Origin of the sequence: Collinsella tanakaei (assembly GCF_016900375.1) — a bacterium.
Taxonomy (GTDB): domain Bacteria; phylum Actinomycetota; class Coriobacteriia; order Coriobacteriales; family Coriobacteriaceae; genus Collinsella.
Genome location: NZ_JACJKB010000001.1, coordinates 126950 through 138296, shown reverse-complemented (window position 1 = coordinate 138296; position 11347 = coordinate 126950). Strand labels below are relative to the sequence as shown.

The window sequence follows — 11347 nt, the reverse complement described above, 5'->3', positions numbered from 1 at the left end:
GAGCCCTTAGAGCCCGAGCTGGGCGCGGGCCGCATCCAGGGCAGCCTGGACACCGGAGGCGTCCTTGCCACCAGCCTGGGCCATGGTCGGCTTGCCGCCACCGCGACCGTCGACGCACGGGGCGATAGCCTTGATGATATCGCCCGCCTTGAAGCCAGCGGACACGGCCTCGTCGGTAGCCGCGGCGAGCAGCGCGGGCGAACCCTTCTCGGTCACGGTCGCGAGAACGCAGGCGACGGGGCTATCGACCTTCTGGCGGATGGTATCCCAAACATTGCGCAGCTCAGAGCCCTCAAGGCCAGCAAGCTGAGCGATGACGACACGATAGGCGCCGGCGTCGGCGGCGTTCGCGATGGCAGATCCGATAGCGTCCGAGGAGCCGCCGGTGAGGGCAGCCTTCAGCTTCTGGTTGACGTCGTGCAGGTTCTGCTGCAGCGAGGAGATGCGGTCGCAGACCTCGTCGTCGCGGCACTTGAGCTGCTGCGCAGCATGAGCCAGCAGCTGCTCCTTCTCCTCGAGGTAAGCCATGGCTCCCATGCTCGTGACGGCCTCGATGCGGCGAACGTTGCTGCCGGTCGAAGACTCGGAGACGATGCGGAACAGGCCGATCTCGGCGGTATTGCGAGCGTGGGTGCCGCCGCAGAGCTCGCGGGAGAACGGACGCTCCTCCTCGCCCACGGAGACGACGCGCACGACATCGCCGTACTTCTCGCCGAACAGGGCGACGGCGCCGGAAGCGCGGGCCTCGTCGATACCCATGACACGGGTGACGATGGGCTTGGAAGCGAAGATCTGATCGTTGACGATGCGCTCGATGCGGGCGAGTTCATCGCTCGTCACAGCCTCAAAGTGGGTGAAGTCGAAGCGCAGGCGATGCTCGTCGAGCTGGGAGCCTGCCTGGTTCACATGGCTGCCGAGCACCTGCTTGAGCGCGGCGTCGAGAAGGTGGGTCGCGGTGTGGTTGCGGCGGATCAGCTCGCGGCGGCGCACGTCGATGGCGGCAAGCACGGAATCGCCCACCGAGACGGTACCGTCGGCAACGATCGCATGGTGCGCATAGAGGCCGTGGTGCACGCGCGTGTCGTTGACGGTCAGCGCAGCGGTATCGGTAGCCATGGTGCCGGTATCGCCGACCTGGCCGCCCATCTCGGCGTAGAACGGCGTGCGGTCGAGCACGATGTCGACCTCCTGGCCGGCATCGGCGCGAGCCACGGCCTCGCCGTTCGCAACGATGGCGAGCACCTTGGCGCCATCAATCACGTCGTTGTCGTACCCGTCGAACTCGGTCGCAGGGATCTCATCGGTCAGCTCGACCCACACATCGCTGAAGGTGCCCCAGGCGTCGCCCTTCACGTTGGCGCGGGCGCGCTCGCGCTGGGCCTCCATCTCGCGATTGAAACCGTCGATATCGACCGTGTGGCCGTTGCCCTCGGCGATCTCGACCGTGAGATCGATCGGGAAACCGAAGGTGTCGTGCAGCATGAAGGCGGAGGCGCCGTCGAGCTGCTCGCCCTCGCCGAGCTTGGCCAGAGCCTCATCGAGGTAGACGCGGCCGTTATCGAGGGTCGTGGAAAAGCGCTCCTCCTCGGCGTTCACGATGCCCTTCACGAGGGCGACGTTCTTGGTGAGCTCCGGATAGGCATCGCCCATGAGCTCGTTTACGCGGTCGATGAAGCGACCGAGGAACGGACCGTCGACGCCCAGCAGGCGGCCGTGGAAGACCGCGCGGCGAAGCAGGCGGCGCAGCACGTAGCCACGGCCCTCGTTACCCGGCAGGATGCCGTCCGAAATCATGAAGTCGACGGAGCGCGCATGATCGGCAATGATGCGCAGACTGCGGCTCGGGCCCTCGTAGTCGTCGCTCACGTAGTCAACGCCCGAGATCTCCTCGCCGAGCTTGATGAGGCCCTGCATGATGTCGCTATCGAAGAAGGAGGTCTTGCCCTGCATGATGGCGCTCATGCGCTCAAGGCCCATGCCGGTATCGAGGTTGCGGTGGGGAAGCTCGGGCATGGAGCCGTCCTCCTGGCGGTCGAACTGCGTGAACACGAGGTTCCAGTACTCGAGGAAGCGGTCGCAATCGCAGCCCGGAGCGCAGTCCGGACGACCGCAGCCGACGTCCTCGCCCATGTCGTAGTAGATCTCGGAGCAGGGGCCGCATGGACCGGTGGGGCCGGCAGCCCAGAAGTTATCGTCCTCGCCCAGGCGGGAGATGTGGCTCTCCTCGATGCCGAGGGAGCGCCAGATCTCGAAGGTCTCGTCATCGTCGGTGAAGACGGTGAAGTGCAGGCGGTCGATCGGGAGCTTGAAGACCTCGGTGGAGAGCTCGAGCGCCCAAGCGCAGGCCTGCTGCTTGGAGACGCCGCCGAACGAGAAGTTGCCGAGCATCTCGAAGAACGAGGCATGACGGCCGTCGCAGCCGATGATATCGATGTCGTTCGTGCGTACGCACTTCTGGCACGACGTGGCACCGATCTCGTGCATCGTCTTCTTGCCCTGATAGTACTGCTTGAACTGGTTCATGCCGGCGTTCGCGAGCAGCAGGGACGGATCGTCGGGGATCAGCGGGGAGCTGGGGAACAGCTTGCAGCCGCGGTCCTCGAAGAACTTCAGGAACGCGGAGCGGATCTCCGCCGTGGTCATGGTCGGAACTTCAACAGTCATGTGACGAACTCCTAGGTTGATGCGTCAGGTAGGCGTAAACGCAAACAGGATAGCAGACCGTATCCGCTGCGAGCTGCTGAACCTTCAGACAGCACGGTATATGCATGTGTTTGCGCACATAGATCTTGTCGATACAGGAAGGGTGGGCGCGCTCCGGTTGCGAATGCCACCCGGAGCGCGCCCACCCTTCATGGATGTGCGGCTGTATCAGCGACCGTCGTCCTCACCGGGGGCGTCCTCTTCAGGCTTCTTCTCCCCCGCCGTGTCAGTGGTGCCGAACGGCATCTTGAAGACGCCGGTGCCGCCCGACTGCAGGCCGGTGAGCTTGGGCCAGGGGATCTCGAGGTCGCTTTTCGGCTTCGGAACGACGGTGGCGTCGGGCATGACATCGCTGTCGAGGATCTCAGAGTGCGCCACGAAGCGGTCGTCACCCAGGGCATCGAAGGCCGGTACGGGATTGCCCTTGTCGTCCAAAAACGGCGTGCCCTTGAAGATGGCACCGTCATAGCTCACGAGCTGGCGCTCGGTCGTCTGCTCGAAATAGAAGATGAACAGACCCTTCAGGGCGGCGCAAAGCGGAATGGCGACAACCATGCCGAGCGGTCCCATGAGCGCCGAGCCGATCACGATGGCGGCGAGGCTCATGGCGGGATGCACCTGGACGGTGGACTGCATCACCTTCGGCGAGATGACGTTGTCGGTGATGTTCTGTGCGATGACGCACAGGACGAGCGTCCAGATGGCGGTCGAAGGCCCGTAGAAGAAGGCGATGATCACGGCGATCGCAGCCGAGAACACCGGACCGATAACCGGGATGAGATGGAAGATCGCGGTGATCACGCCCATGAGACCCGCATAGGGATGGCCGATGGCGAGCAGCGCGATGAAAACGAGCACGCCGTTGATGACGGACGTGATGATCGTCGAGCGCATGTAACCGCCCACGGAGCGCGAAAGGATAGCGACGAGGAAACGGTAGTCGTCCTCCTTGCGACCGCCGAGGGCTCGGCCGATCTCGCCGTGAATCGTCGGGTAGTCGCAGGCGAACCAGTATGCAAGCACAAGGCCGAGGAACCCGATGAACATGGTGTTGGCGAAGCTGCCGATAAACGGCATGACGCCGCGGCCGAGGTCGGTCGCAAGGTCGGTCACGAACACGGTCGCGTTGCGCTGCAGCGAGACCAGAAGGTCGTTCAAGCTGCTCAACGTATCGTTCGCCGTCATGGAACGCATGTCATCGAGAAGGTCCGTGGCCCAGATCTGAAGCGTCGCCAGATAGCGCGGCATCATGTTGAGCACGTCGAGGATCTGATCGAAGAACATCGGCAGCAGCAGGGTGAACACGAGCACGACAACCGTCACGACGACAAGGAGGCCGACGAGCGCGCCCGCGGCACGAGGGACGCCGCGATGCTCGAGCGCATTCACGATGGGAGCCTCGACGAACGCGATCAGCGAGCCGATGGCCAGAAACTCGATGACGGGCGCGAGCACACCCATCACGTTCAGGAGCATCGAGCCGATGATCAACAGGCCCACGATTGACCAGATGCGAAACGCGAGGATGCGGGTATCGCGCAGCGTCTTGTCGGAAGCGCCATCGACGCCGTGGGAGTTGGTATCAGGCATCATCGCTTGTACATAACCCCCTCGGGATCGATCTTGTCCTGAATCTTCTTGAGCGTACGGCGCAGCAGACGCGACACCTGGACCTGGGACACCCCGAGCTGCTCGGCGATCTCGATTTGCGTCATGCCCTTCACGAAACGCATCTCGATGACCTCGCGCTCGCGCGGCGAAAAGCCCTTGAGCGCCTCCTCGATAACAAGGCGGTCATCGGTGAAGGACAGCGCGCTGTCCTCGGAGGCATATCGATCGAGCACCGAGGGCGTATCCTCGGAGTCCGAGCCGCTTGGGGCCTCGAGCGGAACCGAGGTGTAGGCGGAAGAGGATTCCATGGCCTCGAGTACATCATCGACCGACGCACCGAGGAAATCGGCAATTTCGTCGACGGTCGGCGAACGTTGAAGCTGAGCGGTCAGGGTATCGGTCGCCTGGTTGATCTTCGCGGAAAGCTCCTGCAGACGACGGGGAACGCGAACGCTCCAGCCCTTATCGCGAAAATGACGCTTGATCTCGCCGAGGATGGTCGGCGTGGCATAGGTGGTGAACTCGAGCCCGCGATCGGGGTCGAATCGGTCGATGGCCTTCAGCAAGCCGAGGTAACCGACCTGCATGAGGTCGTCGAGCGGCTCACCGCGGTTTTTGAACTTGTTGGCAAGGAAGCGGACGAGGTTGAGGTGGGACATCACGAGCTTCTCGCGAGCATCCATATCGCCGTTCTCCTTGTATCGGCGAAAGAGCTCGTGCGTCTTCTCCTTATCCCATGCCGCCTTACCCGAAGCGGTCTTTTCTGCCATTACACATCTGCTTTCAGGGTCAGGACCAGCGCTGCCGGGTCCGCCCGCTTCTCGTAGGAATCACATACCGCGCCGAGGATGAGATCGGCATAGGCGGCCTCGCCCTCGGGAGGGCACACGCCCGCGGGGTCGCATGCAAGCGAGAAGGTCATGGTCACATGCTCGACGTCGACATCGAAGGCGATGGAGAGCTCATTGCCGTTCTGGACGGCGCACGCATAGATGAACGCCTCCTCCGCGGCCATCCTGATGTCTTCGACGCGGTCGACAGACATCGAACTCAAGGTCGCGACGTTCGCCGCCGTCATGCGCACGAGGCGCGCAAGGCGCGGATCAGCCGTGACGGTCAGCAGAATCGGAGCGGCGTCATTACTCATGATGATCCTCCCGGGCATTATCCGAGGCGGCGGCAGCCGGACCATCGGAGTAGGTGTAGTACTGCTTTGCCTGAACCTTGGGCTCCTCAACCGGAAGCTCATCTTCAAGCGGCTCCTCAACGGTCTGGGCGGTCGCCGAGGCTTCAGAGGCGCTCATCTCCGTCAGCGTGCGCTCGGGATCGGCGGGCTCACCCTGGCGCTTGTTCAGGAACTTATGGACCTTTTCGGTGGCAGCAGAGGCGATACCGCTCACGGCACCAGACGCCGTCGACATGCTGCCCGTGACGGTGGAGACGTCGCGCAGCACGCCGTTCACCTCGATGAGATCGGCGGAGAGCGCCTCGATGGCGATGCTCCCCTGCTTGAGCAGCGGCTCGACCTGACCGAGCGCGGGCTGCATGTCATCGAGAGTCGCATCGAGCTTCTCGATTACGGGCTTGGTCTCGGCCAGCGTCTCGTTGATACCGTTGAGGGTGGTGTCAAGCGTATCGACCGTAGAGCGCGCACGGCGCAGCACGAGAGCAAGCTCAACCGCCGCCCAGATACCCGCGACGACAAGGATGATGAGTACGATCTGGAGGGGTTCCATGATGCCTCCCTAGAAATGATGGATAAGAATCCCGGCCGAAGAATGTCCAGCCATCCTTTGATACTACCCGACCGGGGCCGTTCCATGCGCGCTAAAAGAAACCTCTCAGCGACAGCGTAAGTTTCAGACCTACTCGGCAGAAGGCGGGTTCCCGCTGCGGTCGCGCGCTCCCTGCTCGAAACGCCATTGCTCCCAGCCGCGCCCCGCCGGCTGCCAGAAGGCGCCGCGCTCGAGGCCATCCGGAAGATAGCGCTGGTCGACCCACCCACTTGGAAAATCGTGGGGATAGCGGTACTCGCCGTAGTCATCAGAGCCGGGCCGATGTCGATCGCGCAGGTAGCTCGGCACCTCGCGGCGCCCGCTCGAGCGCACGTCGGCCAAGGCGGCATCGATCGAAGCTTCGCAGGCGTTGCTCTTCGGTGCAAGCGCAACATACAGCGCCGCCTGCGCGAGATTGATGCGGCACTCGGGATAGCCGATGACCTCTGCAGAGCGAAAGGCGGCCTCGGCAATCAAAAACGCTTGCGGGTCGGCGTTGCCGACATCCTCCGAAGCCTGGATCATGATGCGGCGGGCGATAAACTTCGGATCCTCCCCCGCGTCGATCATCCGCGCAAGCCAATAGACCGTCGCATCGGGGTCGCTGCCGCGCATGGACTTGATGAAGGCCGAGATGACGTCGTAGTGCATGTCTCCGTTCTTGTCGTACGGCAGACCGCGGCGCGGATTGGCCATCTGCACGTCTTCGAGCAGGATGGGAATCGGGGTCCCTTCCGGAACATCATCGGCGCGCAGGCTGGTCAACGCGACCTCGCTCGCAAGCTCCAGGGTTGTCAGGGCGCTTCGGGCATCGCCTGCAGCAAGGCGGCAGATCGCCTCGACAACCTCTTCGTCCGCAGAGAAGCGCCCGGCCAGACCGCGCTCGTCATCGAGCGCGCGACGGACGAGCACCACCACGTCCGCCTCATCGAGCGCCTCGAGCTCAACTACGCGGCTGCGCGAAAGCAGGGCGGTATTGACCTCGAAATACGGGTTTTCCGTCGTGGCGCCGATCATCACGACCGTACGGTTCTCCACAGCATGCAGCAGCGCATCCTGTTGCGAGCGCGAGAACCGATGGATCTCGTCGATGAACAGGATCGTGCGCCTTCCGAAGGCCATGAGGCGACGCTGCGCCTCGTCGATCTCGCGACGCAGGTCCTTAACCGTTCCGGTGACGGCAGATACCTCGACGAACTCGCTGCGGGTATGGGCGGCGATGATATGGGCGAGGGTCGTCTTGCCCGTTCCCGCAGGCCCGTACAGGATGACACTCGAGAGCACGTCGTGCTCGATGGCGCGTCTGAGCCACGAATCGGGCCCGACAGCCTTCTGCTGGCCGACATACTCATCGAGATTCGTCGGGCGCATCCTCACCGCGAGCGGCGCGTAACTCAGACGCTGAGCTCGTTCGCTTGCGGAAAACAGATCTTCCATACGATTCCGTCCATTCATCCGGACGCCACGGCCCGGAACCTATCGTTCGTTGATATACGTGCGCTGGGGAAAGCTGATCTGCGGGAAGAGCTTGCAGGCAAGCTCCGTGAAGTACCCGTCAGTCATGCTGGCGATGTAGTCCACGACCGTCTGGTCGAGATCGTCCTCCCAATCGTAGCGCTTGCCGTAGTGGGCAAGCGCATCGACGATGCGCACGATATGGTGGCGGAAGATATAGCTCGACTCGTCTCCCGCCTTGAGGTCGCTCAGGCAGCGTTCGTACACGAGCTCGAAGGCGCGCAGCAGCTCATCGGCGCACTCTCCCTCGATTCCGCTCGTACGGTAGATCTTGGCGTAGTTCTCCGCCTTGGCGCGCCGGATCTCCTCGAACAGCTCGGGGCTCATCTCGATGCGGTCCTTGCCGTAGCTGTGCTCGATGATGTCGACCGACGCATGTGAGAGGATCCACGAGTTGTACGCGCCGCCAAGGCCGTCGTCGAAGGCATCCCCCGATAGCAAACCGGCAGCGATGGCATCCTGACGGTCGCGCCCGACATAGGCGATGATATCCGAGATGCGCACCACGCAGCCCTCGAGCGTCATGGGACGCAAGTGTCCGATCGCCAGATCGCCTCCCTGCACGCAGGCCTCGACCGTACGGTCGAACTCATCGAAGCTCGAAAGGTCGGAGAGCTCGAAGACCTGCTGCTCGTACTCGCCATTGTGGCAGAGCACACCATCGAGCGTCTGAAGCGCCAGGTTGCGCCCGTAGAGGACGTCGAGTACGCGAACCGAGTGCACGTTATGGAAGAACCACCGCCCGGTGCGACGATGGTAGACCTCGTTGAGCGCGCGCTCGCCCGCATGGCCGAACGGCGTGTGGCCAAGATCGTGCCCGAGGCCGATCGCCTCGACGAGATCGCAGTTCAAACCGAGCGCAAACCCGATATCACGCGCGATGCGGCTCACGAGCTGCACGTGAAGACCGCGGCGCGAAAGGTCATCGTTGCTACGGAAGCTGAAGACCTGCGTCTTACCTGCGTATCGGTTGTACGCAGGCGTGTGCATGATCTTCTCGACATCGCGTACGAAAGCGGGCCGCCAGATGCTCGCAGTATCGCCCGGGCGATCCTCGCGCCGCAGTACACGCCGGTCGTCGGTGCGATAGGGATTGACCCAACCGGCAGCGCGGTCGCGTTCCATACGGGCGATCAGGTCGTCCGACAGGCGATCGGGTATGGAGTCTATGTGGCGGCGGACCTCTTCGTCGCGCTTCACCGGACCCATCGTCTTATCCATAGCGGCCGCCCTCCTTCAGAAGCGAATCCTTCGAATGCAATGGTCTCATGCCGTGCGGACAAGAAAGCACACGATGGAATCATGATACGGTCCTCACGCATACCGCGCCACCCGGTAAGGGAAACGATAGAGAACGGTCGGGGCGCGCGGTCCTTTCTCGCCGAAGGCGCGATCCGATTGTCGCCGCATAGCTACCATGAACGCAAACCATAGCTCGAAGGGTTCGTATGGCAGCAACGTTCATAGATGCATGCATTGCGGGAGCGCTCGTGGGCTCTGCGTATATCGATGCGCGGAGCCGTAGGCTCCCCAATGCGCTCGCCGTCTGCATCTGCCTGCTTTGCGCCCTTCATGCCTTGAGCTCCCGGGGTATGGGGCAGCTGGTCGTGAACATCGCATGCGCCACCGGCACAAGCGCAGCAATCTTGCTCACCGAGCTTGCCTGGCGTCGCTATCGCCGCGCCATCGGAATCGGCATGGGCGACATCAAGCTGCTCTTTGCCCTGATGCTGCGAAGCCCGCTTCTCGGAGCGGCATCCTTTACCGCAGGCCTCATCTGTCTGGCAATCGCCGCGCTGATTACGCGACAGCGAACCCTCCCCCTCATCCCGTTTATCGCTCCCGTCTATCTTGTCATGCTGATGGCCTAAGCGGATGGGACAAACCTGAAACGAAAAGCCTGCACCTGATTGAAATCGGCGTAGGTGGCTATAATGGGCACATTGCCTAACACTCATGAGGGGACATCATGTACGATACCGAATCCGCAGCCGCAAGCGTCGCGCCGGGCGAGCCGCGCCCTATCGAGTCGGCGAGCGCCTCGACCGCCTGCCAGACGAACGACTCCAAATTCGCCTACGTTCTGACAGCCGGCCTTCTTGGCCTCGGCTGCCTCTTCTTCATCGCCATCGCCCTGCTGCTGTACTCGGTGTTCTCAGTCAGCACCACCCAGAAGTACGCACCGTCCGACACCTATATCATCGAGCCGGACGGCGGCTGGTACGGCAACGGGTATGACGGCGACTACTACGACGGCTACCTCGGCGGCTGGAACCACATCTAGCAGACAGCAGACACCGCAATCATGAATCCGCCCGGAACCGTTTGAAGAATCGATTCCGGGCAGATTTTTAAAACGTCACTTAGCTCCATCCATAACCTGGTCGAGGGTGACCGCAACGCCGTGCTGCGTGGGTACCCAGTCGACCTTGAGGAAGAGGGCCGCCACCGTGATGGGCAGATAGGTGAACATGAACAGCGGGAACGTGAAGAGATTCGTCACGATCCGAAGCTTGCTCTTGCAGTGAATCTGCTTGCGCTCGAGTACGGTTGTAAAGATGCCTGCCGTAAAAAAAGTGCCGTACATCGACACGAACGTCATGACGATCGAGCCCAGGCACATGTTGAGCTCGCGGTCCGTTGCCAGAAAACCGTGGGACAGCGAGCCGACGATCATGAAGGTCACGTTTACGAGCACGGCCACGAGGCTCAGAAGGTTGCCAGGGGCGATGGTCATGAACATGTCGTAGGCGGCAAAGCGCCGAAGCAGCGTGAACGCCTTGACCAGGTGGGAGCCGTAGGTGAACAGCACCTGGTAGAATCCCTTCGTCCAGCGCATACGCTGCTTCCACGAGGCGGCGAAGGTTACCGGCTGCTCGTCGTAAAACACCGCAGGCGCATATCCGATCTGCACGCCATGGATGGCGCAGAACGTCGAGAACTGGATGTCCTCTGTCAGCGTATGAAAGTCCCAGCCGTGCATGCCTTCGATGATCTTGGCGGACACGAGGAAGCCCGAACCGGAAACCGCGCACGAAGAGCCGCAGATCATGCGGGCGTTGTTGAGAAAGCGCGCCTCGCGCAAAAACCAGGTAGCATAGGCAGCCGAGATCCAAGAGCTGCCGAAGTTCTTGGAGTTGCGATAGCTCGTCAGCGCGAGGTAACCCTGATCGAAGGCGTCGTTCATGATGCGAACGTAGTCCGGCGAGAGCAGGTTGTCGGCATCGAAGATGAAAAACGCCTCGTAGCGACCGGGATACTCGTTTAGGATGCGGTCGAAGCCGTAATCCATGACCCAGCTTTTCCCCTTGCGCGCAAGGTCATTGCGCTCGTAGACGATCGCGCCGGCCTCGCGGGCGACGCGCGCCGTGTCGTCCGTGCACGCGTCGGCGACCACGAAGATATCGATGAGCTCTTTGGGATAGTTCTGCTGGCGAATCGACTGGACGAGATTCGCGATAACGGCCTCCTCGTTGTGGGCGGCGATGAAGAAGGCGTAGCGATGTTGGCGCTTAGCTGCAGGAATCTTCACCTCACCGCGAAAGATACCGATGAGGAAGAAGACCACCTGGTACAGAAAGCATAGCGAGAACAGGACGCCCACGAGAAAGTTGAAGATAACGATAGGCGTGAGATGCGAAAGATCGAGCGGCATGCGGATAACCCCCAAGGGAGCGAGACATTGGGAGACAGTGTAGCGCACAGCGATGAAGGCGGGCTGCACAGGCGCGACCTGCAGATTT

The 11347-nt window shown here is 62.2% G+C and carries 10 protein-coding genes; 2 read left to right on the top strand and 8 right to left on the bottom strand.

All coding sequences use genetic code 11. From position 1 onward, the window contains the following. Positions 1–6 precede the first annotated feature (6 nt). The 7 genes from alaS to H6A16_RS00535 all read right to left on the bottom strand — a co-directional run bounded on the left by alaS (position 7) and on the right by H6A16_RS00535 (position 8813). Positions 7–2664, bottom strand: coding sequence for an alanine--tRNA ligase (gene alaS, locus H6A16_RS00565; RefSeq protein WP_204615231.1), 2658 nt, complete (start codon positions 2662–2664; stop codon positions 7–9). 207 nt (positions 2665–2871) lie between these two features. Continuing rightward, the gene (locus tag H6A16_RS00560; RefSeq protein ID WP_204615230.1) at positions 2872–4296 is read right to left on the bottom strand and encodes an AI-2E family transporter; all 1425 of its coding nucleotides are present in this window, start codon (positions 4294–4296) and stop codon (positions 2872–2874) included. Further along, positions 4293–5084: an RNA polymerase sigma factor SigF gene (locus H6A16_RS00555; RefSeq protein ID WP_204615229.1), complete on the bottom strand. Its 792-nt coding sequence runs from the start codon at positions 5082–5084 to the stop codon at positions 4293–4295. The genes H6A16_RS00560 and H6A16_RS00555 overlap by 4 nt, the downstream gene beginning before the upstream one ends. Next, on the bottom strand, positions 5084–5461 hold the full coding sequence (locus H6A16_RS00550) for an ATP-binding protein (RefSeq protein ID WP_204615228.1): 378 nt from the start codon (positions 5459–5461) through the stop codon (positions 5084–5086). The genes H6A16_RS00555 and H6A16_RS00550 overlap by 1 nt, the downstream gene beginning before the upstream one ends. After that, positions 5454–6050 (bottom strand): DUF948 domain-containing protein, encoded by a 597-nt coding sequence (locus H6A16_RS00545; RefSeq protein ID WP_204615227.1) that lies wholly within the window; start codon positions 6048–6050, stop codon positions 5454–5456. Before H6A16_RS00545 ends, H6A16_RS00550 begins: the two co-directional genes overlap by 8 nt. 129 nt (positions 6051–6179) lie before the next feature. Continuing rightward, positions 6180–7526 carry a replication-associated recombination protein A gene (locus H6A16_RS00540; RefSeq protein WP_204615226.1) on the bottom strand — a complete coding sequence of 449 codons (1347 nt, stop codon included), beginning with the start codon at positions 7524–7526 and terminating at the stop codon, positions 6180–6182. 39 nt (positions 7527–7565) lie between these two features. Further along, positions 7566–8813, bottom strand: coding sequence for an HD domain-containing protein (locus tag H6A16_RS00535; RefSeq protein ID WP_204615468.1), 1248 nt, complete (start codon positions 8811–8813; stop codon positions 7566–7568). A 239-nt stretch (positions 8814–9052) separates the two neighbouring features. Between H6A16_RS00535 and H6A16_RS00530 the strand changes: the two genes are divergently transcribed. Both H6A16_RS00530 and H6A16_RS00525 read left to right on the top strand, forming a co-directional pair. Then, positions 9053–9475, top strand: a complete 423-nt coding sequence (locus tag H6A16_RS00530; protein ID WP_204615224.1) for a prepilin peptidase — start codon at positions 9053–9055, stop codon at positions 9473–9475. A 98-nt stretch (positions 9476–9573) separates the two neighbouring features. Next, positions 9574–9888 (top strand): hypothetical protein, encoded by a 315-nt coding sequence (locus tag H6A16_RS00525; RefSeq protein WP_204615222.1) that lies wholly within the window; start codon positions 9574–9576, stop codon positions 9886–9888. Positions 9889–9963: 75 nt separating this feature from the next. Here H6A16_RS00525 and H6A16_RS00520 read toward each other — a convergent pair whose 3' ends face one another. Then, positions 9964–11259, bottom strand: coding sequence for a glycosyltransferase family 2 protein (locus H6A16_RS00520; protein ID WP_204615220.1), 1296 nt, complete (start codon positions 11257–11259; stop codon positions 9964–9966). Positions 11260–11347: the final 88 nt, after the last annotated feature.